We start from the raw sequence: 25,248 nt of genomic DNA on the forward strand, positions 1-25,248 counted from the left end.
TCATTACTAAACTATTTCTGCATTAACCTTTATATCATTTATAATTTTAATTATCTTTCTTGCATCATCCATGTTATCTTTAAATAATGTTGTTATGCTTCCAACTGTTCTAAATGGGTCCTCCTGAAGAATTCTATTATCTTCAATAAATCCATTAGCTACTACATAATCGACTATTAGCTTAACAAAGTGAATTTGATTCATATTTAAGTTTTCATTATTTAAGAACTCTGAAAATGCTTCATTAGCTGCTTGTCTATCTAGTCCTACTAATTTTCTTACAAGCTTTCCTACTGGCATATTTCCAAATTCTTTTTCATAATCAGCATTTGTTCCTAGCTCATTCCACATTATAAATTCTAAAGTTTCTACATCTTGTTTAGTTAACTTCTTATTATTTCTAAGTTTAAATATTGCTAAGTCATCTTTATGAGAATTTAAATAATGTTCAACTTTCTTTCTATAATTTTTAAGGTCATTTGTATTATACATAGCTGCATTAGATTCTTCAGCAATAATAAAATCATCAAAGCTTGTATAATAAATAGTTTGAGTTTGTCGTTGAAGATATTTTAATAATTCTCTTAAAGCATCACGAACTTCTTCTAATTCAAATACATCAACATTTTCCCAGAACTCTTCTGTTTTAACCTTTTCAATTATATACTTCTTCTCTTGAACTTGAGGAATAGTTCCTAACTTAGAAAGTTCTTCAGCAGTTTGGATAACACTTCTTATTGGTTTGTTAGCATTTGCCCCTTGAAGGCTTGCAAGTTCAATTGTATACATAACTAAATCAAATCTTTTAGCAAGTTCATCATCTTTAAGTGAATTTATTAATGGTGAAATATTTTGTTTTATTTCATTTACATTAAGACTTCCAAGAGCATTCCATATTTCTTTATTCTTATATTTATGAACAAAGTTTAAGTGCATTCTAACTCTAAAGTTATCTTCATTTAAACTATCAACACTAGTTAATACATTTTCTAATAATTCTGCTCTGTAATTCTTATAATCTTCTTCCTCATACTTAATATCTTGTAACTCTTTTATAAGCTCAACTTTTTTATTAAATATCTTTTCAGTTAAAGACTCACCTAAAACTCCATCAAAGCCTTTTGGATTTGCTCTAAAGAATTCAAAGTTATTACAAAAATCAAATATCAAGAACTCTTCTTTATCTTGACCTAATCCAAGTAAATCTGGACAAAGTCTAGTTCCTCTACCTATCATTTGCCAGAACTTTGATTTACTTCTTACTTTCTTAAAGAAAACAAGATTTAATACTTCAGGAATATCTATTCCTGTATCAAGCATATCTACTGATACTGCTATTTGTGGTAGCTTATCTTTATCAGAAAAATCATCAATTATTGTATCCACATATTTAACGCTATAATCCACAACTTTAGCAAAATCTCCTCCGTATTGTGGATAAATTGTATTAAATCTTTGTACTATAGCTTGAGCATGTCTACTATTTTTAGCAAAGATAATAGTTTTACCTAATTTATCTCCACCTTCAACTCTTAAACCATTATCCATTAATTTATTTAAAACTAAATCTATAGTATCAGCATTAAATAACCATTGATTTATAGCACTATTAGAAATTTCTTTATCTATATTTTCATCATCATCAAAAGTATCTTCAAATTGCTCTTTATCTTCTGGTGATAAATCATCATAATTAATTCCTGACTCCATTATTTTAGATTTAACTTCTAATGTTTTATAATCTACTAAATAACCATCTTCTACTGCCTTTTCAAGCTCATATGCAAAAGTAGGAACTCCACTTTCAAGGTCAAATATACTATAAGTATTTTTATCTATTTCATCTTTTGGTGTTGCTGTAAGTCCTAATAATAATGCATCAAAGTAATCAAAAATAGCTTTATACTTTTTGTAAATACTTCTATGAGATTCATCTACAATAATTAAATCGAAATGACCTGGAGTAAATAGTTTTTTACCATCTTTTGTTTTAGTGTCATCTATTGCATTCATCATTGTAGGATAAGTTGAAAATATCATTCTTGCTTGCTCTGGATTATCCTTGCTATCTAATAAATTACATAATGATAAATTAGGTAATAGTTTAGAAAAGTTATTTTTTGCTTGTTTAACTAAAGCTGTTCTATCCGCTAAAAATAATATATTTTTAACCCAATTATGCTTTGAAAGTACATCAACTATTGAGATTGCAGTTCTTGTCTTACCTGAGCCTGTTGCCATCACAAGAAGTGTCTTTCTTTGATTTTTACTTAAAGCATCACATACAGAAAGTATTGCTTCCTTTTGATAATATCTATTAGAAATATCATCATTTATCTTTACATTAGTAAATGGCTTCTTTTCAAATCTTCTATCTACAATTAGTTGTAATTCATCTTTTGTAAAGAATCCATAAACTCTTCTTGGAGAATAATTATTGTAGTCATCCCAAATATAAGTTTCAAAACCATTAGTATAGAATATTACTGGTCTTTGTTTAAATTCTTTTTCCAAACAATCAGCATATAATTTAGCTTGTTGTTGTCCTATTTTAGGGTCTTTACTACTTCTTTTCGCTTCAACTACAGCTAAAGGCTTTCCATTTGCTCCATATAAAACATAATCCACAAAACCTATTTCAGAATCATTCGGCATTCCTGAAACTTCCACTTCTTCTCCAATATCTTTATTAAACTCCCATCCAGCAAGCTTAAGTTCAATATCTATATATCTTTGTCTAGTTTCAAATTCACTTATTTCATCTACATTGAAATCATAGTTTTTAGAATTATTCTTCCTCTTTTCAGTAAGCTCTTTTCTTAGCTCTTCATTTTGTTTTCTTATTTCTTCAAGTTTTTTATCTTTAGAGCTTAGCTTTTCATAAAGGTCTTTAAGCTCCTCTGGTCTAGTTCTTTTATCTTCTCCTTGCATTAAAAGTTGTTCATTAAAAGGTTCTGCTTTATAATCCCCATAACAGTAATCAATCCAAGCTACAAATTCATGAAGATTATGAAGAGCAAGTACAGCTTCTTCTCTTTTAATATTTGCATTAGTATGAACAGCGACATTACCAAGTTTAACTATATATTTAATAAGTGGTAATAATTTAGAGTCTATTGTTTCAATAAAATTATTATCATGTATTAAGCTTGATAAATTATCTTGATAAGGAACATAAAGACTTTCATCAAAGCTATAAACCCACTTTACTGCAAGTTCTAATGCTCTTCTTGTAAGAATTGCAGTAGTTGCAGGACTAACTAATATACTTTTTTCAGCTTCAACACAAGCATTATAAAAACTTTTGAATATATCATTATCTTTTAAAAAGTTAAAATTTCCACTCATATTTTCCCCTTGATATCCTAAAATTGTATTTAATTTAATTATACCATGATTTTATATTTTAAAGCATAAAAATAAGCACCTACATAAGTAAGTGCTTATTTTTTATAAATTATTCATATGTATAGAATTCTCCACTACCGTCATAACTTACAGTATTATATATAGTTGTTCCATCTGGTTCCGTCCAAGAGAAATAACAAGAAGGAATGCATTCTGATTCATGAGCAGTAAATATTAAAATCTCATCTGGCTTTAATTCAGAAACTAAATTTCCTTTATTCTCTATACCGCATTCTTCAAGATACATTTCTATATTACATCCAAAATCTCCAATAAATTTATCACCTAAAGAATTAAGTGTTATATCCTTTATTGTTTCAGTTGTTCTTATTATAAATACTCTCTCTCCTGCTATTTTTTCATGAGCAATCACTGTCTTTCCCTCAGCTTTAGCCTTTTCTTTAACTGATTCTATTAACTCCTCATACTTATCTAAAGTAGGTAAATAACTAATAGTAATTTGTGCTGCTATCTCCTGCCCTTCACCTGTATATGCTTGTAATTTTATATCACCAGAACTATTTATTTTATCAGATAGTTCATCAACTTTTTCTTCTAATTTATCAATTGTAGCATATGCATCTTCTAGTTTTTTATTTACCTCCTCAAGTTCTGCATTTGATTTTGTACCACATCCTACTAATGATAATGTCATTGAAGCAATAACAACACTTAAAACTAATTTCTTCATCTTTCGTCCTCCTAAAGTCTTCATTCACTACTGTATTTTACCATTATTTATATATAACTTAAATATTATAATCTATATTTTACTTATTTGGTATATTATACTCATAATCTTTTCTAAATTCTCTTATTTCTTCTAATGATAAATCACACTTCTTTGAAATAATTTCATCATTTAATATATCTATTAGATTTTTAGATATTTTTCTTTGAGCTTCTAATCTTCCTTCAATAAATATTTTTTCTCCTAACAATGACATATTTCTATCTTCTTAATTATTTCCCAACCTAATATATAAAATAAGCACCTACTGATATGTAAGTGCTTACAATATTATTTAGTTAATATAACCTCTATACCTTTATCATTTAATCCCCATGATTTAACTTCATATTCACTATATAAAGTACCAGCATCAGCTTTTATAAATAATTTAACTTCTAAATTCTTATGTTTTTCATAAAACTTTTTAGAGTAATCAAATGAATCAATACACAATTCAGCTCTATTTTCTTTCCAATATATTTTATTAACAGCTTCTTTATTATTATTTACTGCCCTTTCATTTATAAATAATCTAACTTCATCTTCAACTACTCTATACCATCTCATATACCCTTAGATAGAGCTATATCTTCTTTTTTTAAATTAGTTCTTAACTTTTTCATCTTAATCCTCATCCCCTATAAAAATTTATTTAGTTAAATAATTCTCCCTTGAAAGCTTTTTGCATTAAGGAATTAAAGTTATCTTCTAATTTCTTTAAACTCTTTTCCATTTTAAATTTCAATTTATCGACTTGTTTAACAAAATTAACAAATTGATTCTGCAATTCTATTGGAGGAACTATTAACATAAACTGTCTTAAATCTTCCATATTTAATTGTATTAATGTTATACCTTTTGATAATGCCTTCAATTCATGCTGAATTCTATATGACTCAAATTGATATTTTAAAAATATAGGATTAATTTCTTCTTTAACCCTTATTGGTACAATTCCTCTCCCAACATTACACCCTTTAAATTCTTCATCAATAACACATACATCTCCTATATTAGCTCGTACTGTTATTAACAATTCATTCCCTTGCAATATTGTTTTTTTATATTTATTTGAAATTTCCTCTGTAGTCTTCTTTAATTCTTCTAATTTAGGCTTTCTATTATTAACTATATCTACTGGTCTAAATACTGGAATACCTTGTTTCTGCTCCTCACCAGTTTGAACAATTCCATAACTAATAGTACAATCATCAGTTACAAGCTTATTTAGAGGCTGCTTTTCCCACATTTTTGTATTAGAAAAAGGTTCTCCAAATATCTCGATAAATTGTGATTTAACTAATTCATCTAAAGCTTCTATTTGTTCTTTTCTTTTATCTATTAACTCTTGTGATTTATCTAATATATTTACTATTTTTTGTTGAATCTCTCTTGATGGCATTGGTATCAATAATTCATCAATATGTTCATTTTTTAAATTATTAATATTTGCACCACAAACTAAATTAGAAATTGTGGACCTATAATATGGGGTCCTAAGAAAATATCCTACATATCTCGGTTCTATTTTTTCACTACATCTAACAATCTTACAAAAGGCTCCAAAAGTAAAATTAGTATTATCTTTTATTTGTACTGACTTTCCTACTATCTCCTTACTTCCACTTGAAGCTGCTATAAGAATGTCATTTTCTTTTATTATTTGATTTTCCTTAACTAAATCCTTATTGACGTAAATTAAATCTTCTAGTATAAGTTTATTATTTTTTATACTATTAGCTCTTAAAACCGCCATGTGTGTATCTATAGGCTCTTCGCTAATATCTGTCGGTTTATATGAAATACCTCTTACTTGAACTATATAGTCACCTAATTTTTTAACTTCATATTTAGAATTCATAATCTATTCTCCAATCATCTCAGCTAATTCTTCAATTCCAGCAGTAATATCCATTTCAAGCTCTCTAATTCTTAGCATTATTTCTTGTGGAGAATCATATTTCACTTCTTCATATTCAATCTCTTTATACTTATTAATAGATAAATCATATCCATTATCTCTAATCTCTTCTACTGATACAAAGAAGCTTTGTTCTGTTCTTTTTCTGTCTACTTCTTTATCTAAATTACTAAATCTTTCAACTATATCATTTATATCATTATCTTCAATTGGATTTCTCTTATCATCTAAAGAATATCCATCAGCTTTCATATCATAGAACCAAACTTTATCAGTTCCACCTGTTCCTGTTTTTGTGAATATCATAATTGCTGTTGATACTCCTGCATAAGGCTTAAATACTCCACTTGGCATTGATATTATTGCTTCTAACTTATGATTTTCTACTATTTCTTTTCTTATAGATTTATGTCCACCAGTTGAACCAAATAAAACTCCATCTGGAACTATAGATGCACATCTTCCTCCAGTTTTTAATATTCTTAAGAATAAAGCTAAGAATAAAAGCTCTGTTTTCTTAGTTTTTGTTACCTTTAAAAGGTCTGCTGATACTTGCTCATAATCTAAACTTCCTTTGAAAGGTGGATTTGCAAGAACTAACGAGAACTTATCCTTATCTGTATTTGCTTCTGATAATGAATCCTTATATTCAATATTAGGATTATCAACACCATGAAGCATCATATTCATAGCACCTATTCTAAGCATAGTTCTATCCATATCAAAACCATAGAACATGTTATTATTGAAATGTTCCTTTAGCCCTTGAACTAAGAATAAATCTGCATGATTTTGTCTTAAATAAGCTTGTGAAGATACTAAAAACCCTGCTGAACCTGCTGCTGGGTCAACTATAACATCTTGTGGTGTTGGCTTCATAAGTTTAACAATCATATCAATAATATGCCTTGGAGTTCTAAATTGACCATTTGTACCTGCTGTTGCAACCTTTGAAAGTAAATATTCATAAAGGTCTCCTTTAGTATCCTTATTTTCATCCATATCAATATTATCAATTCCATCAACAATTTTACTTAGCATTAATGGTGTAGGAACCTTAAATATTGCATCTCCCATATATTTTGCATAAGCAGAGTCCTTATTAGTATGAAGATTCTTTATAAAAGGGAATACCTCATTTGCAACTATTTCATACATAGTTTCAGCTTCAAAATTCTTAAACTTACTCCATCTTAAGTTTTGTTTATCTTCCGGAAAAGTTCTATCAAAATCTACTCCTAAAAGAATAGCATCATTTTCTTTGATTACTTCTTTATCATCTAACCCCTTAATAAATAAAAGATATGTAAACTGTTCTATTACCTCTAATGGATTAGTTATCCCTCCAGTCCAAAAAGTTTCCCATATCTTATCTACTTTACTTCTTAATTCACCATTTATCATATTATCCTCCATTAATATTTATTCTTAAATAATTATTTAAAAATAATATATATATATTCCATATATATTATATATATTTTCTATATATTTTTCTTGTTTTTCTTATTAAATCATTCAAAATATTTACAACATTACTCTTAATTTTAACTTATATAAATTATATATAAGATTTATATATAATTTATATACAACATATATATCGCTTATATACTTTTTATATATAATACTCGACAGCTTTATTTTATTGAATATTTCATTTCTCATTTATAATAATAAATTTTTTCATTTTTTTTAATTTTACAGGAATAATTTTAATTTCTCCTAAATAAATTGAAATATAACTCAAATTCGGGGGGTAATTAATTATGACAAATAAAAATTCAAAATTTCAAGAAATTTATACATGCATTTCTAATGATAAAAATATACAAGATAAACTAATTTCATTTAGAGGAAAAGCTTTAAAAGTTCAACTAAATAACCTATTTCCAGAATTATCAATCACACCTCATGCAATTCGTAAAATTACAAATATATTAACAACACTTAATACTTCACAACTTGAAATATCTGCTGAACTTGACAAAGAAGAACCTAATAAGAAACCTATTATTAATGATGTAGAAAATAAAACTATTAATGAGAACGTAATTATTGAAGAAGAAGGAAATGAAACTATTAATGATGATTCAGTTGTTATAGAAGATATAACTATATCATCAGAAGAAAAAACTAAAGAAATTCCTACTGTAATTATTAATGCTGAAGATGCTTTAAAGTTTAATGACTCAACTAAATGTATTAATGAGCTAATATCCCAAAATACCTATTTAGAAAATCAATTAGCATAACCACTGATGAATTAATAGAATATAAAAGTAAGTTAGATTATCTTCTTAAGAGAAAAGATACAGATATAGATAAAGTTTTTGAAATGACCACTAAATTTTCAAAAACAAGTAAACCCGTTGACATAAGCGAATCAATGCAACTTAGTACACTCAATGTTTTAGCAGAAAAGAAAATAATTGATATACCTGCTTTGGCTAAACAAGGTGTAAATCTTCCTGCTTATGTTGCTTCATTTGCATTTTGCTATCTTCTTTATAACTTAACAATAATCTAATTGTATATTTCCTCCTTAACTTGTCCAAAATATATTGTAGACAAGCTTTTTAAGGAGGATACAACTTTGAATGAATTATTGATTAAATTAGGGAATTTAATACGTACAAATAGAAAATATAAGAAATACTCAACTAAAGAATTAGCTGATAAATTGCAAGTTTCTTCAGGTTTGATAAACAATATTGAAAACGCTAAAACTGACTCATTTAATTTAGCTCTATTAAATAATTTATCCACTACTTTAGAAATTGATATTATAGACTTTATATCATTAAATCTAAATAATACAAATCCACTTTCTTTTAATAATAAAGACATTGAAAATAAGTATATGCTACTTGCTTCTCAATTAAATAACTTAGTATTTTCAAACAAACTAGATGATAATACTATCATCATACTACTTGATAAATTATTAATTGAGTTAAATTATCTTGATTCATTGCAAGAATATAATAAATAAAATATATCTATATTAGATTAAAAATCGTCAATTTGAATGAATTTTATTAAAAATATATTCATTTAAATGAATATATTTTGTTTTATTGTCAATAATCTGAATAATATTCTTTTTAATATGCCATAAAATTTTATTAAAAGAATAAATATCAAACTGAATTTAAGGAGATTTTGATGAAAAATAAAATTTATAAACCTTACAAAACAAATATTAAGTTTACAAAAGATAATGATGCTTGTTTAAAGTTTCTAAACTCAATTATTAAAATCTTAATAGATAATAAGGAATATTTTAATTAATTTTATGGAGGTGTAATATTGCAAAACCTAAAACTTCTACCAACACTTAGCACAATAATTAACTCGCCAAAAAATTTAGCAGCAATATACGTCCGAAAATCACATCATTTAGATAATTATAGTGAAGATACTCAATATAATGCTTGCATTGAACGAATGTATTCTGAAGGATTACAACTATATAATTACTATTATGAAGTAGTTACAGCCGTACAAAAACACATCTATGAACGTAAGCAATTTAATAATTTAATACAGGCTGCAAAAAAAGGTTATTTTAAAACATTAATAGTTTTTAAACTAGACAGATTAGTTCGTAGAAAAGATGATTTGATGCAGGTTATTAACTTTTTAAAAAAATATAAAATAAGATTAATAATAGCTGATATTCCTAATAATATTGATATAAATGACCCCAACTGTCAACTTGAACTTAATCTACAAGTTCTTTCTGCTTTTAATGAAGCACAGACCACAAATGAACGAACCACAAAGGGTAAAAGAGAAAGTAGAGAAAGTGGACGTTATAATCCAGGACGTAATCTCACTATAGGATATATGAAATCAAATACTCCAAAAGAATATGAGATTAATGAATTAGAGAGTATTATAGTTAAATATATATATGATTTAGCTATTGATAATATAGACTATTTAAATGATATCAATTCACTTAAAATTAGTAATACAATTTCTATATTATTAAAAGAAATTCTAGAAAATTTTTCACTTAATAAACTTGAACAACTTAAATTTAAGTTTCCCAATGACTTAAGGCTAATTAATCCAATAATTTCATTTTTAAGAAGTAATTCATTTTCGAATGATTATAAAGCTAACATTGAGAATTGTTTATCTAAACTATCAAAAAACGATATAGAAAGAATATTATCCAATCCAGTATATGCTGGATTACATTACGTATCTACTGACCCTAATGCTAAAAATGCTAAGTTTGCTACTGAGTCAGTTATAAAAACAGATATGTCTCCTATTGGATATGCATTAAACTTAGATGTTTTTGTAGAAACAACTAATATCCCTGGCTTTATTGGCATTGATTCTTTTGAAAAAACTTATTGTTTTCTATTTGACCTTAAAACAAATAAAAAAAATGATACTATACCTTTTTTACTAGATAATAAAATTCGTTGCTCCTGTGGGAAAAAGTTAGTTCAAATAACACCTGGCATACTTCAATGTCCAAATAATTGCTATAAATATTATAAAGAAACTGTTTTAAAAATGGTTTTAAATCAAATAACTAATACACTTCTAACTGAAAATGTCGGAGAATTTGATAAGTTTATTGAAAATATAAATGTTAGTCTAAACTTACATCTTAGAAATGTTGAAAAATTAAGATTAAAAAAGAATAGGTTGGTAGGTTCATTTATTGAAAACCCTACACCTTCAAATGAAGAATTAATTTATTCTATTCAAAAAGATATTGAAAATCTTTCTAATATTACTGCTAGTCATATGGAAGTTCAATCCTTTTTAATTAAAATAAAAAACTTAATTATAAATAAAAATAATAATTTAAAGAATCATAAAAAGGTTGCCGAATTTCTTTGTAACTATATTTTATCTAACGAAAACTATTATGCTCCTATCTTTAAAAAATTTATAAAGGAGGTAAAAATTACAAATGCTAAAAATAGTAGAGCAATTAAATCAATCATTAAATTCAAATTTACCAGTTCTAAAAGTGGGTATTTATCTTCGTGTCTCAACAGGAAAACAAGATGATGGCTATTCTAAGGATATTCAATTATCTTCTGCTAATGACTATATAAAAAAATTTTTTAAAGATAAAGAAATCCACAAAATTATATACGATGATACAATGAGTGCATCTATTCCACCTCGTCAAAATAGATTGATTGATGACTTTCCTTCTGAATATGATTTTGAACTAATGTTATATAGACCAGAGCTTAAAAGACTTCTTAATGATGTAAAACATCATAATATAGATGTTGTATTAGTATATTGCCATGATAGATTGTCTCGTAATTCTTCTGAAGAGCATATCATAGAAAGTACATTATCTCTTTATAATGTTCCTATACATTATACAAGAGCAACTGAACAAAATTCTGAAAATAATGATATTCTTAATACACTCTTTTCATGGCTTTCAGTTCATGAAGCTCTTACTTTGAGTTCTAGAGCATTTACTGGTGGAAAAACAGCTACAGAAAATGGTACTTGGACTGGTGGACCTCCTCCATTTGGTTATCTATTAGAAGATATTCCTCGTAATGAAAGCAAGAAAAGAAGGTCAAGATTAAAAATAAATAAGCCCGAAGCAGATATCGTAGTAGAAATATTTGATTCCTATATCAAAGGAAAACTTCCAGAGCAAATTGCTTTAGAAATTTCAACCACACATACTGGTAAATCAATAACTAATCGTATTTGGTCTGCTAATTCAGTCTTAGATATATTGAAAAATCCAACTTATACAGGTTATCAAACTTATAATAAGCGTGGTGGAAAAAAACATCCCCAAAGACATGATTCATCAGTATTTATTAAAAGCTCTTTTAACGAAAAAATTTGTATTATCCCTAAAGATAAATGGGAAACTGTTGATAAAATTATTAAATCTAGTAAAGATATTTCCACTCACTTTTTATTTAAGGATATAGTTCGATGTAATTGCTGTGGAAGTATTTTAAAAGCAGACAATAATGGTAAAAAGGCTTCATATTATAGATGTGAAAATAAATGTCAAAATCGTAATTCTATAAAAGAAAGCAAACTTCATTCTAAAATATTTAAGTACCTAGAAGATTTATCTAATAAATACTTAAACGAAAATGATAGGATTAATATCCTTTATCACTACTATGTAAGTACATTTGAAGATAGAATTTCTGAAATTAATAAAAAAGTTAATATTATTGAAAAAAATATATCAGAAATAAAAAGTTCAATATTATTACACGACCAACGTATTAATGATATAAAATCAAAAATATCTAATAAAACGTATACTGCTGATATAAAGTTAAAAAAAGAATTTCTTATTACTAGTATTTATGAATCTAAATCTACTTATATTGAATTACTTGAAAAAAACACATCAAATTTATTATACCTTAAAAACTTAGCTGACATTGATATTAAGGATATCAGTGAATTTAAAAGCTTATTAAAATCATTTTTTGAAAATATAACATCTATACTTGATAATTCTGAAAATCTTGATACAAAAGTCTTAAATCGTTCTTTACGACTTTTATTCAAAGATACAATTGATTCAATTAATGTAGATTTAGTTTCATCATCAATAATTAATATTAATTTTAAATAAATTTTGATATTTTTCCCTCCTAACATGAATATATTTTAATATAGCATTTGTATTCTGGGGGGAAACATGGCAAATCAATATCCAAAAGTAAATCTTTTTATCGAAAACACAGATAACTATGATGAAGATATTTTATCGAAATTTCTTACTTTATCTGTTGCTAATCAAATAATAACAACACTTCCTAATGATAAAGAACTATTGAATTATTTTATTGAGGAAGTGAAAAAAGAGTTATAACTGTGGGGGTGATACTCTTGTGAGTAAGGCTGCAATTTATGCTAGAAAATCAAAAGCTACTGAAAAAGGTGCTTCAGTTGAAAACCAAATTAATAAATGTAAATCCCATTTAAATAACCTCGATATAACTGATATTTTAATTTATAAAGATGATGGCTTTTCTGGTAAAGATACTGATAGACCTGCATTTATTCAAATGATGAAAGATGCTAAAAATAAAAAATTTACAACATTAATTTGTTATAAATTTGACCGTGTAAGTAGAAATGTATCAGATTTCTCAAATCTAGTTGATGAACTTACTGAGCTGGGTATTTCATTTATTTCATTAAGTGAGCAATTTGATACCTCTACTCCAATAGGTAAAGCTATGATGAACATTTGTAGCGTATTTAGTCAGCTCGAACGAGAAACTACTTGCTTAAGAGTTACTGATAATATGTATGCATTAGCTGAAAGTGGATATTGGCTAGGAGGTGAATGCCCGACTGGATATAAAAACAAGAGAGTCTTCTATACAGATTCATCAGGAAAACAAAAAAGTTATTCAGTACTTGAACCAATAGCTGAGGAAGTTAAATTAGTTAAATTAATTTTTGAAAAGTATCTATTCTTTGGAAGCTTAAGCAAACTTGAAAAATATATGTTATCAAATAACATTAAGACTAAGAGAAATAAAGATTTTAGCAAAACTTCATTGAGCTCTATCTTAAGAAATCCAGCTTATGTTAAAGCTGATAAAAATGTATTTAAATACTTTAAATCATTAAAAATAAATACTTTTGGCACTCCTGATGACTTGCATGGAGTTCTTATCTATAAAAAACATAAAGGTAAAAAAGGTAAAACTCATGATATATCTGAATGGATATACTCAATCTCATCACACGAAGGAATAATAGCTGCTGAAGATTGGCTTAATGTTCAAAAGATGCTTGATTCAAATAAATCTAGAGCTCCTGCTCTAGGATGTAGTAACACAGCTTTACTATCTGGCTTAGTTACTTGTGCTAAATGCAATAAACCTATGAGAGTTGCTTATGGCACTAAAATTCCTAATTCAAATAATAAGAGATTTTATTATATGTGTACCTTAAAGCATAACTCTGGCAAAACTAGATGTGATTCTAGAAATGTTAATGGAATAGATTTAGATACCATTGTAATAAATAAAATAAAAGAATTATCTACAAATAAGAAAATTCTTTTAAATGAATTACTAGCCCATAGTAAATCTATAGATTCATCTTTTGAAAACTCATATTATGATTCTATCAATAAAGAAATAGAATCAAATAATGTAAGCATAAATAACTTATTAAGTAATATAGCTTTAACAACTGATGAGGATATAGTAAAAATATTTTTAGAGAAAATATCTGCACTTAAAGAAAAAAATAAAGAGCTCAATGCTAAACTTACTGAACTAAATGGTGAAATTGCTTCACATAAAAAACTTTTAAATAATAGCACTAAATTAATTGAGCGTTTAAAAAACATTTCCAAATATATAGACACAGCTACTAATGAAGAAAAGAAAAAACTTATTTCTAGTATTATTGAAAGAGTCTATGTAAATGGAGATACAGGTGCAGTTAATATAAAATTTAAGCAACCTGATAATTAAATCAGATTGCTAATATAAAATACATAGGAGGCTAAAAATGTATACCAATGATAACAATTTAGAAATTTTAGCATCGCAATTTAGTGATAAGAGCATCTGCTCTAAAAACAAACATCCCTGAATTCCACAAATAAGTTCCCTTTAATAAGAAGTCTTTTGCCACTTCAATATTAGGTTTCTCAGTAAATCTTGCTATTTTATACGCCTGTTCAGACGAAACTATCCTTTCACCCATTTCAATATATCCATAAGCAGTTTCAGGTCTAGTTGGAGTTATTCCTATAGTAACTATACCCCTACGTCTATTTGCTATTTCAATTGCTTCCTTAAGTGTATCTAAATATACTTTTTCATTTTCTATATGATGATCTGATGGTAAAACTACCATTACAGCATCATTATCTTTCTTTAGTAGCTTTATTGCAGATAATCCTATACAAGTAGCAGTTTCTTTATTTTGAGGTTCAGTAAATATATTTTCTGAATTAACACCTGATAACTCTTGTCTTATTCTTTCTAAATAATCCTTATTAGTTACCACATAAATATTTTCCTTCTTAATTAAAGGAGTAATTCTTTCTACTGTATTTACTAAAAAGCTTTTATTATTAATAAGCTTTAAAAACTGCTTCGGCTTACTTGATCTTGATAGAGGATATAATCTTGTACCTTTTCCACCTGCTAAAATTAGCCCGTATATCACAAAATTCCACTCCACGTAGTACTATGTTTTATTATATGAGTGATTTTTTACAATTGTGAAATTATAAATAAATTAATAGTATTTTATAAATAAAAAATATTAAATTAATATCTTGTTAAGTCGCTCTATTAGTAACCTACATGTATATTTTCTATTTTTATTTATTTCATAACTTTTTTCAAAAGTTTAAACTTATCATTATATGGTGCAAATCTAACATTAAATTCAGTAAAAGTTCCTCTCACCATTACTGCTCTTTCATGAGTAAAAACATCAAAGCTTGCCTTACCATGATAATTTCCCATTCCACTACTTCCAACTCCACCAAAAGGTATATTAGAATTGGCTACATGAATGATTGTATCGTTAATAGTAACTCCTCCTGATGTTGTTGATCTTAATATATTTTCTATTTTATTTTTACTTTCTGAGAAATAATATAATGCTAATGGCTTTTCTTTATTATTCACATATTCTATTACTTCTTGTATATCGCTAAATTCTTTAACTGGAAGAATTGGACCAAATATTTCGTCTATCATTACATTTGCATCTTCATTAATATCTGTTAATATAGTTGGCTCAAAATACAAATCATTTTTATCTACTTCTCCACCAAAATAAACATTTCCCTCTTCAATATAAGACTTTAATCTATCTATAGTTTGAGTATTTATAATTCTTGGATAATCTATACTTTCTTTAATATTGTCTCCAAACTGTTTATGTATTTCATTTACAATCAATTTTAATAATTTATCTTTTATAGATTTATGCACATATAAATAATCTGGTGCAACACAAGTTTGTCCTGCATTTAAAAATTTTCCCCAAACTATTCTTTTAGCAGAAAGTTCTAGATTTGCATCATTATCTACTATACAAGGACTTTTACCTCCAAGTTCTAATGTTATAGGAGTAAGATACTTTGCCGCCTTCTCCATTACTATTTTTCCTACTCGCACACTACCTGTAAAGAATATATAGTCAAAAGGTAAATTTAATAATTCAGATACTACCTCTTTACCCTCAAGTGCTCCTACTACTTGAATATAGTTATAATCAAAATTTTCGTTTATTAACTCTTGTAACAGTATAGCCACATTTTTACTATATTCTGATGGTTTTTTATTTCAGTATTTCCAGAAGAAATAGCACCTATTAAAGGTGCTATAACTAATTGAAAAGGATAATTAAAAGGTCCAATTATTAATGTTACCCCATATGGTTCTTTATATACATAACTTTTTGAAGGATAATATAATATAGGAGATTTTCTTTTTTCCCTTCTAGCCCATTTTTTCACATTTCTTATATGTGTATTAATTTCTTCATATACTATTCCTAATTCTGTAGCATATGCCTCAAATTTTGATTTACCTAAATCTTTATTTAATGCCTCTAATATTTTATCCTCATTATTTTTAATTATATTTTTTAATTTTTTTAAGTTGTCTATCCTAAATTTAATATTAAGTGTATTTCCTGTGCAAAAATATTCTTTTTGATTATTAAAAACTGATAATATATCTTTCATACATACGCCTCATCTAATATCTATTATTTCCTTTTCTAAATTCTATCATAAATTAAATTACCATCCAATAACTTATGAGGTATAATAAATTCTGATATTCCTGATGCATACGGAGCTATTTCGTATAATCCAAAATAAATTACAAGAGAATTATTTTTAATATAAAAGCTTTGATTTTGCTTTATTCCATTAAATCCATCCTTCCCCATAAAATATCTATCTGGATCCTTTGCTATTTGTCTACCTATTTCTTTATCTATAACTCTTTTAAAATCAAACTCCTTCTTAAACAAGTCCTCTACCATCAATTCTGCACCTGTATATAAATCTACATTATATGCAATTCTAGTTGTTACTCCATGTGCTCCACCTGTAAACTGATAGTAATCTATATAAAAACTTAATATATCGCTGTTATTAGTAATCTTATATCTAGCATATAATTGATATGGCATTAATGGTGCTGGTGCATTTTTAAAATAATCATCTGCAACTTCTTTAACATCATTTATCCATGCTTCTGTCCACTTTATAATCTTATCATTAACATTTTTTTGTTGATTTTCATTAGTTAAATTTTCAAATCTGAGGAATTATAACATTGACATCTAAGTACTCATTTTTACTTTTATAAACTTTATCCACAACATTAGCTTTATCAGTATATTGAATACCCACACACTTTTTCAACATTGCTTGTGGATAACTATTTAAAATTACTAACAACATAAATCCCCCTAAAAAGCCTATAATTAGACGTTTCATGTAATATCCCTCCTACTTTTCTGATAAAATTCTTCTTTTTTATATTATTATCTACATTATTGTTAATAATTATTAACAATAATATCAACAAATTAACAACAACTTATCCACATGTGGTTGTGGATTATGTGTGAAACCTCTATTTTTTGTTAATTCTTTAATTTTTTACATAGTAATTTTATAACTTATTTTTAAGAAATAAATATCAATATTTCATTTTAATATCATTTTTATCCACCTTTATTATTTATTTAATAATTAAATAGGCGTTTTAAACAAATTTTAATTTTTATCAACATTATCAACAGCACTCTTTCAATAACTGTTAATAACTTAATTATCCTTATTAGTATTAACAAAATTAACTTTCTTATAAACCTTTTTTTATTTTTTACAAAAATAAATATTTATAAAAATAACTCCTTGTTAGTAGTTTAATAAAATCACTAACAAGGAGTTCTCATTTTTATTCTTCTTCATCAACTTCTTTAGTTTTACCGGAGGTAGTTATTAATTTATTTATTACTTTTAACTCATCATAAGTTAAATCTCTCCATTTACCCATTTTTAAATCGCCTAAATCAATATTCATTATTCTTATTCTTTTTAACTTAACTACCTGATATCCTAGCGACTCACACATTCTTCTTATTTGTCTATTTAACCCTTGAGTTAAAATAATTCTAAAAGTGCAATTTCCCTCTTTTTTTACATAACATTTTTTTGTAACTTGCCCTAAAATTTTAATTCCATTTCCCATTCTTCTAATAAATTCATCATTAATAGGTTTATTAACTGTTACTATGTACTCTTTTTCATGATTGTTTCCAGCTCTTAAAATTTTATTAACTATATCACCATCATTAGTTAATAAAATTAACCCTTGTGAATCTTTATCCAATCTTCCTATAGGAAATATTCTTTTTTCATGATTAACAAAGTCAACAATATTACCTTTAACCTTATGCTCAGTAGTACAAGTAATTCCAACTGGCTTATTTAAAGCTATATAAACTAATTCCTCTTCTTTAGAAATAAGCTTACCATTTACTTTAACAACTTGACCCTTAGCTACTTTAGTTCCCATAGTAGCCTTTACGCCATCTACCATAACTTTTCCTTGTTCTATTAACTTATCTGCTTCTCTTCTTGAGCAAAAGCCTGACTCACTTATATATTTATTTAATCTTATAGTATCTCCTCTATCACTGTGTACAATTACCTGTTGATTATTTTTTCGTGACTTTTGCTGCATATTTACCTTCCTTTGTTTAATTAATTTTATGTTCGCTACCTACATTATTTAATTTAGCATTAATACCATTATTATAAATATATTTTTCACTTTTTTCTATACTTCCATACTTAATTGGTTTTCCACTAATTGTTATTATTATTCCCGAATCTAAAATCATATTGTTTTTATCTATATACTCTATAAAAGTACTTAAAGCTGTATCCATTTCTTTATCAACAACATCAATTTCCTTTATAATTTCACGACCTTCATTAGTTGTAGCTAATATATCAAAAACCCTACCATAAGTATTAACTTGTATTTTTACTTTTATTAAAGCATTATTCTCAACAACTATAGTTCTTACAATATTTCTATAGGTATATGTTATTCCTAAAGTTAAAGTAGTTATAATTATTAATATTATTGCTATATGAATCTTATAATCGCTTACAGTTTTTTTAGCAACTCCATCTCCTTCTTCACCTTTAATACATTGATTTAATAACCTTATTCTTTTAAATTCACCTAGAGATGTTATTATAATAGCACTTTTTTTATTTCTATATATGATAATACCTTTTAATAAATTGTTTTCCTTAAATTCTATTAATTCTTTTCCAATTTCATCTTTATTATTTTCTACAATTTGTACATATTCTCTAATATATCTATAAGCCGGATTTCCAAATATAATTACATATGCTATTATATATTGTTTATACTTTTCAATATAACTTTTTAACTTATTAGTTTCCTTACTAATTTCATCAACTGGTAATTCTTTACTTTCAATAAACTTATCATATAGCTCTACATTTTCAGTAATAAATAGAGCTATATTTAATATCTCATTTCTAATTTCGTAGCTTATATCATTCTCTATTAAATCTCTTATTAAAACTTTATATTCAATAAGCTCTGAAGTTATCTTATCTATCTCCTTACTTCTTGCCTCAATTATATCATCTCCAAGTAACACTAATGGGCAAGCTGAAGAAAATCTATATTTATCATTTATAAACTCCTGCATATTATTCCCCTAACATAACAAATCTTTAGTTAATATATAAAATATTTTTACAGTTTACTAATTAATCTCTATCATTAGTTATATAAGTAAATCTTTATTTCTTCTCTTAGTTATCACTTACAAAATAGCACTCTTCTTTTCTTTTATTATCCATTATTAATATCTTCAGTCTTTATTAATTTTCCCGTTACAACTACTCTTTGTTTTGCACCTACTGTACAAGTTATTAGAGTTATTTTCTCATAATCTGATTTTTCTAGAACTTCTACATCACTTGGATCAACTATAAAATTATCATCTATTTCATAAGTATATTTTTTATCCCTTGTATTAATAATTACTTCATCTCCAGCTTTAACTTTGTATAAATTAATAAATGCATCTGTATAATCAGAAACTCTATGTCCTGCAACAGCAAAATTTCCTACTTCTCCCGGCATAGCTGAATCTGGGAAATGCCCTAAAAAGTATTGTAATGTATTATCATCAATTCCTGTAACAATAGCTTGTTTTAATTTTATTCTAGGAATTTCCATAATAGCAATTGGTGAATAACCATTGATATCATCTAAGCTTACTACTTCTTGTGATGCATTTTCTCCTTCTTGTTTTTCTCCAGTAATTTGACCTTCAAATAAATCTATCATCTGCTGTTGTTTTTTATTTGTTTCTATTTTTTTATAAACTACATCCCCTACTATAAACACCCCAACTAGAATTAAAATTACCCCTACAATTCGTCTAAACTTGTCCATAAATTATCACTCCCATTTATTTTTTATTTTAGTATAAAATATCATTTTTTCTACATATATTATATCATAAAGCATTTAAAATAATATATTTATATATTAATTATGTAATATAGAGAGGTGTTTATGAAAGGGCGTAAAGATAATGTTATTTATATCGACTTTACATTCAAAAGAAAAAAAATAAAATCAAAACATTTCTTCTTTTTATACAAACTATATGCATACATCAGAAATATCTTTTCTTTTTATCCTAAAAAAACTAAAGGTAAAAAATCAAACTATGTAAAAAAATATAAATCTTCAAATTATTAATTTTAAATATCCCATTTTTATTATTATTAATATTACTTCTTTATGTTAAAATATATTAAAAAAAATTTTTATGAGGTGATTTTTATGAGAATAGGAATGGGATATGATGTACATAAGTTAGTTGAAAATAGAGACCTTATTTTAGGTGGAGTTAAAATTCCGTACGAACTTGGTCTTTTAGGCCATTCAGATGCTGATGTACTAATTCATGCAATAATGGATAGTTTACTTGGTGCATCAGCTCTTGGAGACATAGGAAAGCATTTTCCTGATACAGATCCAAAATATAAAGGTATCTCTAGTATTGAACTATTAAAAGAAGTTGGAAAGCTATTAAAGGATAATAATTTCACTATTGGTAATATCGATTCTACTATAATAGCACAAAAACCAAAAATGGCTCCACACATTGAAAGTATGAGAAAAAATATAGCTGATGCTCTAAATATATCAGTTAACCAAATTAATGTTAAAGCAACTACAGAAGAAGGTTTAGGTTTTACCGGTGAAGGACTTGGTATATCATCTCAAAGTATTTGCTTATTAAAGTAAAATAGAAAATAAAATACTACCAACAATACTTAAAACTATAAAAAATAATGAGTGAAAAGTTCTATTCATTTACTTCTCACTCATTATTTTTAACTTACCATTTTTATTTTTTTATTTTCAACTTGTTTTGTTTTTCTTTTATTATATACAATTATTGCAATAACTGCAGAAATTCCCATTAAATATGGATAGAAAAGATATTTCATTATTGCAAATGGTGAAAGCGCTGCAAGTCCTGCTGCTGATATAAGCTGTGCACCATATGGTATAATTCCTTGGAACACACAAGAGAACATGTCCATAATTCCTGCTACTCTTTTAGGCTCAAGACCAACTTCATCAGATATATCTTTAGCTATAGGTCCAACAGTAACTATAGCAACAGTATTATTAGCTGTACAAATATCAACTAAACTTACTAATGCTGCTATCCCAAATTCAGCTCCCATTTTACTTTTAAAACCTCTTAATCCCTTATTTATAATAAAATCTATTCCTCCATTAGCTTTTATTATTTCAATAGTACCTGCAATTAAAAGTGAAATTATTATAAGCTCACTCATTCCACCAATTCCATCTGCAATTGCACCGAAAAATCCTAACAAATCAAAACTTCCACTTATGAATCCAATTGCACCTGCTATTATTATTCCACCTTGTAAAACAACAATAACATTTAAACCAGCAAGAGCTCCTATAATAACGGCAATATAAGGAACTATTTTTACCAGACTATAGTCTAAAGCTTCTACAGTAGTAACTTCTGCACCTCTTGTTACTAAAACAAATATTAATGCAGTAATTATAGCTGCTGGTAATACTATTTTAAAGTTCATCTTAAATTTATCCTTCATTTCACAACCTTGAGTTCTTGTAGCCGCTATAGTTGTGTCAGAAATCATAGATAAATTATCTCCAAACATTGCTCCACATACTACAGATGCAACAGCTAATGCTACAACTATTCCTGTTTTTTCTGCAACTCCCACTGCAATTGGTACTAATGCAACTATTGTCCCCATAGATGTTCCAACTGATAATGATATAAAACAAGCTATTATAAATAATCCTGCAATCATTATATTACTTGGAAGTATTGAAAGTCCTAAATTTACTGTTGAATCAACAGCCCCCATTGATTTCGCAACTTGAGCAAAAGCTCCTGCTAATATAAATATTAATACCATTAAAATAATATTAGTATTCCCTGCCCCTTTACAGAAAATTTCTATTTTATCTTCAAATTTAACTTTTCTATTCATAATTAAAGCAACTAAAGCAGCTGCTAAAAAAGGAACTATTACAGATACCGCATAAAAATCTTTAGCAATTATTGCCGACGATACATAAACAACTATAAATACAAGTAACGGTAATAATGCCCATGCATTTCCTTTGTTATTCATTTTCCTTCCTCCTCTTTGTAATTAATTAGAACTATAATTACTAGTTCTAAACTTAAAACATAATAAACATAACAGCCCAACTATTTATTATATAAATAGTTCTTTAAATAAAATAAAGCTCCTGAGAAACTCAGAAGCTTAAATAATCAAAACTACATATATTTTCTCATCTATCAGGATTTAGCACCACAGAAATAGCTATAAGTTATAGTTTTTTAATTAGTAAATAACATTAAAAATTTAAAAACAATTTAATATACAATAATTAAGACTATTAATACTCTTAATTATAAACTACTAACTTCTAACTACTAACCTCTAACTGTTAATAGGTTGCCGGGCTTCATAGGGCCAGTCCCTCCACCGCTCTTGATAAGATATTTTATTTTACAGGTTCAATTTTAACAACTTAATAAATTTATGTCAACTGGAAAGAATTTTTAATAAATTATTTTCCTTATTTTTTATATTTTATCAAACAACTTTTCCTTTAATAATTCAATAAAATACCACTTCAAATAGTATACTTATAAAAAAAGAAGTAACTAAAGTTACTTCTTTTTTGGTGCGCCATCACGGGTTCGAACCGGGGACACCCTGATTAAGAGTCAGGTGCTCTACCAACTGAGCTAATAGCGCTTATATGGAGCGGGTAGTGGGAATCGAACCCACCTTGCTAGCTTGGAAGGCTAGAGTATTACCGATATACGATACCCGCATATTCTTGACATCTATAATTATACTATTATAGATATTATGATGTCAAGAATATAATTTTAACTTATATTACTTCTGTAAGATTCTTTTGCAATATATTTCTAAATTTTTCTCCACATTCCTTATCTGTTGTGGCCTTTATACATATTTCATTCCATGTACTTATATCTTCACTAGTCTTATTTTTAAATTCTTCTTCACTAGTAGTCATATAATTAGATTCTATTACAAAATTACCTAGTTCTTCTGCAGTATCAAATATTTTTAAATATAAAAATTCTCTACTATCACCATACCAAGTTCTATTAAAATCTCTAACAAATCTTTTTAGTTCCTGACTCACTTTATTTTTAGGTAATTCCCAGCAATGTTTTATCATTTTCACATGCTTTCTCATATTTTCAGCCTCTAATTTAGTTATTTTTTTAGAACGTTCACCTTCATTTATTATTTCCTCTACCGGTTTTACTGGAATATAAGAAACTGTTCCTTTCTTGCCATTAATCCAAATATAAAATGCCTCTTGTAAAAATGAATATTGAATATATCCTATTAAAGCATTAACATTTGGAAAATAACTCCATACATTGTTTAATCCATTTCCTTTAGAAAATATTAAAGTATGGATATAAAGGCTCTTATCTGTAGGCGTTTTATCCATCAGCATATGACCTCTAATGGTTTTATTTTTGATAATAAGACTTTCCCAATATTCAAAAGAATTATAATTTTGCCTCACAATTATCACCTTTCTTCATAATTTTTAATATAATATATTATAATTTAATATTACCACTTTATAACATTTATAATCAATATAACTTTTAACAGACAGTTAATTTGAAAATTCAAAAAAATCATTCTATAATATAAGTATAAAATTTAAAGGGGGCAATTATTTGTACACGTGCGAAATATGTGGTAAAGAAGCTGATGTTCATCATATAGTTCACAGAAGCGAGGGCGGTTTTGATATAGATATAAACTATAAGTATTTATGTGCTTTTCATCATCGCGGAAAAGATGGGCCACATCAAAATATTTTTGTTGATTTACAATATAAGATAGAGATGCAAACTAAGTTGTACAATATTCTTCCTAAAAAATATTATTCACCTAAAGAAATATCTCAAATTTTAGGTCTTCACAATGGATCTTTAAAGAGATTACTAAAGAATTTAAAAAGATATAAAGAAGGATACAAGAAAGAAGATATAATATTTACATTAATGGGATGTGTAAAATATAATGTAGATATTTTAGAAGAATTAGCTTTAGATTTATTAATAGAACAACTTTAACAAATATCCACCAAGACTTAATATAATAATCTTTGGTGGTTTTTTTATTTATATAAAAACTTGTTTAAATAAAAATAAAAGACGTTGTATAATTACAACGTCTTTATCATGGAGCGGGTAGTGGGAATCGAACCCACCTTGCTAGCTTGGAAGGCTAGAGTATTACCGATATACGATACCCGCATATATTTTTATCTGAATTTCTCAGACATCTTACATTAACGATTATATAAAACACTTTATAGCTTGTCAATACACTTTTTTATATTTTTTTATATTTTTTTATTCAGCTATTTAAATTTTTATTTATAAAATGGTGCAGATGAAGGGAGTCGAACCCATACGCCAATGGCGCTAGATCCTAAGTCTAGTGCGTCTGCCA

At 26.6% G+C, this 25,248-nt stretch carries 21 protein-coding genes, 4 tRNA genes and 2 pseudogenes (1 of these 27 only partly in view); 8 read left to right on the plus strand and 19 right to left on the minus strand.

From position 1 onward, the window contains the following. Positions 1-6: 6 nt before the first annotated feature. The 6 genes from HMPREF0216_RS03090 to HMPREF0216_RS03110 all read right to left on the minus strand — a co-directional run bounded on the left by HMPREF0216_RS03090 (position 7) and on the right by HMPREF0216_RS03110 (position 7,466). Positions 7-3,348: a DEAD/DEAH box helicase family protein gene (locus HMPREF0216_RS03090; RefSeq protein WP_005211020.1), complete on the minus strand. Its 3,342-nt coding sequence runs from the start codon at positions 3,346-3,348 to the stop codon at positions 7-9. Positions 3,349-3,457: 109 nt separating this feature from the next. Further along, positions 3,458-4,099 (minus strand): coiled-coil domain-containing protein, encoded by a 642-nt coding sequence (locus HMPREF0216_RS03095; protein ID WP_040418696.1) that lies wholly within the window; start codon positions 4,097-4,099, stop codon positions 3,458-3,460. Between the two features lie 79 nt (positions 4,100-4,178). Continuing rightward, entirely contained in the window at positions 4,179-4,355 is a 177-nt protein-coding gene (locus HMPREF0216_RS17015) for a hypothetical protein (protein WP_005211030.1), read from the minus strand. A gap of 74 nt (positions 4,356-4,429) precedes the next feature. After that, positions 4,430-4,708: a hypothetical protein gene (locus tag HMPREF0216_RS03100; RefSeq protein ID WP_005211032.1), complete on the minus strand. Its 279-nt coding sequence runs from the start codon at positions 4,706-4,708 to the stop codon at positions 4,430-4,432. A gap of 85 nt (positions 4,709-4,793) precedes the next feature. Beyond that, a complete protein-coding gene (locus tag HMPREF0216_RS16245; protein ID WP_005211033.1) occupies positions 4,794-6,002 on the minus strand; it encodes a restriction endonuclease subunit S in 1,209 nt (402 codons plus the stop codon). 3 nt (positions 6,003-6,005) lie between these two features. Then, positions 6,006-7,466: a type I restriction-modification system subunit M gene (locus HMPREF0216_RS03110; RefSeq protein WP_040418698.1), complete on the minus strand. Its 1,461-nt coding sequence runs from the start codon at positions 7,464-7,466 to the stop codon at positions 6,006-6,008. Between the two features lie 365 nt (positions 7,467-7,831). On the opposite strand from HMPREF0216_RS03110, the gene HMPREF0216_RS03115 reads away from it, so the two are divergent. The 6 genes from HMPREF0216_RS03115 (at position 7,832) to HMPREF0216_RS03140 (ending at position 14,548) form a co-directional block, all read left to right on the plus strand. After that, positions 7,832-8,317, plus strand: a complete 486-nt coding sequence (locus tag HMPREF0216_RS03115; protein ID WP_005211035.1) for a hypothetical protein — start codon at positions 7,832-7,834, stop codon at positions 8,315-8,317. A 341-nt stretch (positions 8,318-8,658) separates the two neighbouring features. Continuing rightward, the gene (locus HMPREF0216_RS16250) at positions 8,659-9,057 is read left to right on the plus strand and encodes a helix-turn-helix domain-containing protein (protein ID WP_051040655.1); all 399 of its coding nucleotides are present in this window, start codon (positions 8,659-8,661) and stop codon (positions 9,055-9,057) included. Between the two features lie 317 nt (positions 9,058-9,374). Then, positions 9,375-11,108 carry a recombinase family protein gene (locus HMPREF0216_RS03130; protein WP_005211043.1) on the plus strand — a complete coding sequence of 578 codons (1,734 nt, stop codon included), beginning with the start codon at positions 9,375-9,377 and terminating at the stop codon, positions 11,106-11,108. Further along, positions 11,008-12,681 carry a recombinase family protein gene (locus HMPREF0216_RS03135; RefSeq protein WP_005211045.1) on the plus strand — a complete coding sequence of 558 codons (1,674 nt, stop codon included), beginning with the start codon at positions 11,008-11,010 and terminating at the stop codon, positions 12,679-12,681. Before HMPREF0216_RS03130 ends, HMPREF0216_RS03135 begins: the two co-directional genes overlap by 101 nt. 66 nt (positions 12,682-12,747) lie before the next feature. After that, on the plus strand, positions 12,748-12,921 hold the full coding sequence (locus HMPREF0216_RS17020; protein ID WP_005211047.1) for a hypothetical protein: 174 nt from the start codon (positions 12,748-12,750) through the stop codon (positions 12,919-12,921). Positions 12,922-12,940: 19 nt separating this feature from the next. After that, positions 12,941-14,548: a recombinase family protein gene (locus tag HMPREF0216_RS03140; RefSeq protein ID WP_005211049.1), complete on the plus strand. Its 1,608-nt coding sequence runs from the start codon at positions 12,941-12,943 to the stop codon at positions 14,546-14,548. Between the two features lie 76 nt (positions 14,549-14,624). On the opposite strand, the pseudogene HMPREF0216_RS03145 reads toward HMPREF0216_RS03140, so the two are convergent. From HMPREF0216_RS03145 to HMPREF0216_RS03175, 7 genes and pseudogenes are all read right to left on the minus strand, one after another. After that, a pseudogene (locus HMPREF0216_RS03145) lies at positions 14,625-15,251 on the minus strand (mannose-1-phosphate guanylyltransferase); the annotation flags it as partial. A 161-nt stretch (positions 15,252-15,412) separates the two neighbouring features. Further along, positions 15,413-16,788, minus strand: a pseudogene (locus tag HMPREF0216_RS03150) (aldehyde dehydrogenase). Between the two features lie 35 nt (positions 16,789-16,823). Further along, complete coding sequence (locus tag HMPREF0216_RS03155) at positions 16,824-17,324, minus strand: DUF3298 and DUF4163 domain-containing protein (RefSeq protein WP_341349467.1); 501 nt, start codon at positions 17,322-17,324, stop codon at positions 16,824-16,826. A gap of 43 nt (positions 17,325-17,367) precedes the next feature. Then, positions 17,368-17,553, minus strand: coding sequence for a hypothetical protein (locus HMPREF0216_RS03160; protein ID WP_005211059.1), 186 nt, complete (start codon positions 17,551-17,553; stop codon positions 17,368-17,370). A 466-nt stretch (positions 17,554-18,019) separates the two neighbouring features. Continuing rightward, on the minus strand, positions 18,020-18,808 hold the full coding sequence (gene rluF, locus HMPREF0216_RS03165) for a 23S rRNA pseudouridine(2604) synthase RluF (RefSeq protein ID WP_005211060.1): 789 nt from the start codon (positions 18,806-18,808) through the stop codon (positions 18,020-18,022). Positions 18,809-18,824: 16 nt separating this feature from the next. Next, positions 18,825-19,823 (minus strand): anti-sigma-I factor RsgI family protein, encoded by a 999-nt coding sequence (locus HMPREF0216_RS03170; protein ID WP_005211062.1) that lies wholly within the window; start codon positions 19,821-19,823, stop codon positions 18,825-18,827. Between the two features lie 146 nt (positions 19,824-19,969). Further along, complete coding sequence (locus HMPREF0216_RS03175) at positions 19,970-20,578, minus strand: class D sortase (RefSeq protein ID WP_005211064.1); 609 nt, start codon at positions 20,576-20,578, stop codon at positions 19,970-19,972. Positions 20,579-20,974: 396 nt separating this feature from the next. Here HMPREF0216_RS03175 and ispF point away from each other — a divergent pair, with 396 nt between their 5' ends. Continuing rightward, entirely contained in the window at positions 20,975-21,442 is a 468-nt protein-coding gene (gene ispF, locus HMPREF0216_RS03185; protein ID WP_040418704.1) for a 2-C-methyl-D-erythritol 2,4-cyclodiphosphate synthase, read from the plus strand. A gap of 89 nt (positions 21,443-21,531) precedes the next feature. On the opposite strand, the gene HMPREF0216_RS03190 is transcribed toward ispF, so the two are convergent. The 4 genes from HMPREF0216_RS03190 to HMPREF0216_RS03205 all read right to left on the minus strand — a co-directional run bounded on the left by HMPREF0216_RS03190 (position 21,532) and on the right by HMPREF0216_RS03205 (position 24,304). Further along, positions 21,532-22,848 carry a Na+/H+ antiporter NhaC family protein gene (locus HMPREF0216_RS03190; protein WP_005211068.1) on the minus strand — a complete coding sequence of 439 codons (1,317 nt, stop codon included), beginning with the start codon at positions 22,846-22,848 and terminating at the stop codon, positions 21,532-21,534. A 563-nt stretch (positions 22,849-23,411) separates the two neighbouring features. Beyond that, positions 23,412-23,487, minus strand: a tRNA-Lys gene (locus tag HMPREF0216_RS03195). A gap of 5 nt (positions 23,488-23,492) precedes the next feature. Then, positions 23,493-23,566, minus strand: a tRNA-Gly gene (locus HMPREF0216_RS03200). Between the two features lie 63 nt (positions 23,567-23,629). Then, positions 23,630-24,304, minus strand: coding sequence for a hypothetical protein (locus HMPREF0216_RS03205; protein ID WP_040418706.1), 675 nt, complete (start codon positions 24,302-24,304; stop codon positions 23,630-23,632). A 160-nt stretch (positions 24,305-24,464) separates the two neighbouring features. Between HMPREF0216_RS03205 and HMPREF0216_RS03210 the strand changes: the two genes are divergently transcribed. Then, positions 24,465-24,866, plus strand: a complete 402-nt coding sequence (locus tag HMPREF0216_RS03210; RefSeq protein ID WP_005211071.1) for an HNH endonuclease — start codon at positions 24,465-24,467, stop codon at positions 24,864-24,866. A gap of 109 nt (positions 24,867-24,975) precedes the next feature. Here HMPREF0216_RS03210 and HMPREF0216_RS03215 read toward each other — a convergent pair. Together HMPREF0216_RS03215 and HMPREF0216_RS17025 are read right to left on the minus strand one after the other, a co-directional pair. After that, positions 24,976-25,049 (minus strand) — tRNA-Gly (locus HMPREF0216_RS03215). A gap of 131 nt (positions 25,050-25,180) precedes the next feature. Next, positions 25,181-25,248, minus strand: a tRNA-Leu gene (locus HMPREF0216_RS17025); it runs 48 nt beyond the window's last position.

Source organism: Clostridium celatum DSM 1785 (assembly GCF_000320405.1).
In the GTDB taxonomy this organism is placed as follows: Bacteria; Bacillota; Clostridia; order Clostridiales; family Clostridiaceae; genus Clostridium; species Clostridium celatum.

What these genes read in the sequence shown, in the direction of transcription:
- HMPREF0216_RS03090 (WP_005211020.1), bottom strand. Translation starts at nt 3,348, where the DNA reads ATGAGTGGAAATTTTAACTTTTTAAAAGATAATGATATATTCAAAAGT.
- HMPREF0216_RS03095 (WP_040418696.1), bottom strand. Translation starts at nt 4,099, where the DNA reads ATGAAGAAATTAGTTTTAAGTGTTGTTATTGCTTCAATGACATTATCA.
- HMPREF0216_RS17015 (WP_005211030.1), bottom strand. Translation starts at nt 4,355, where the DNA reads ATGTCATTGTTAGGAGAAAAAATATTTATTGAAGGAAGATTAGAAGCT.
- HMPREF0216_RS03100 (WP_005211032.1), bottom strand. Translation starts at nt 4,708, where the DNA reads ATGAGATGGTATAGAGTAGTTGAAGATGAAGTTAGATTATTTATAAAT.
- HMPREF0216_RS16245 (WP_005211033.1), bottom strand. Translation starts at nt 6,002, where the DNA reads ATGAATTCTAAATATGAAGTTAAAAAATTAGGTGACTATATAGTTCAA.
- HMPREF0216_RS03110 (WP_040418698.1), bottom strand. Translation starts at nt 7,466, where the DNA reads ATGATAAATGGTGAATTAAGAAGTAAAGTAGATAAGATATGGGAAACT.
- HMPREF0216_RS03115 (WP_005211035.1), top strand. Translation starts at nt 7,832, where the DNA reads ATGACAAATAAAAATTCAAAATTTCAAGAAATTTATACATGCATTTCT.
- HMPREF0216_RS03135 (WP_005211045.1), top strand. Translation starts at nt 11,008, where the DNA reads ATGCTAAAAATAGTAGAGCAATTAAATCAATCATTAAATTCAAATTTA.
- HMPREF0216_RS17020 (WP_005211047.1), top strand. Translation starts at nt 12,748, where the DNA reads ATGGCAAATCAATATCCAAAAGTAAATCTTTTTATCGAAAACACAGAT.
- HMPREF0216_RS03160 (WP_005211059.1), bottom strand. Translation starts at nt 17,553, where the DNA reads ATGAAACGTCTAATTATAGGCTTTTTAGGGGGATTTATGTTGTTAGTA.
- rluF (WP_005211060.1), bottom strand. Translation starts at nt 18,808, where the DNA reads ATGCAGCAAAAGTCACGAAAAAATAATCAACAGGTAATTGTACACAGT.
- HMPREF0216_RS03170 (WP_005211062.1), bottom strand. Translation starts at nt 19,823, where the DNA reads ATGCAGGAGTTTATAAATGATAAATATAGATTTTCTTCAGCTTGCCCA.
- HMPREF0216_RS03175 (WP_005211064.1), bottom strand. Translation starts at nt 20,578, where the DNA reads ATGGACAAGTTTAGACGAATTGTAGGGGTAATTTTAATTCTAGTTGGG.
- ispF (WP_040418704.1), top strand. Translation starts at nt 20,975, where the DNA reads ATGAGAATAGGAATGGGATATGATGTACATAAGTTAGTTGAAAATAGA.
- HMPREF0216_RS03190 (WP_005211068.1), bottom strand. Translation starts at nt 22,848, where the DNA reads ATGAATAACAAAGGAAATGCATGGGCATTATTACCGTTACTTGTATTT.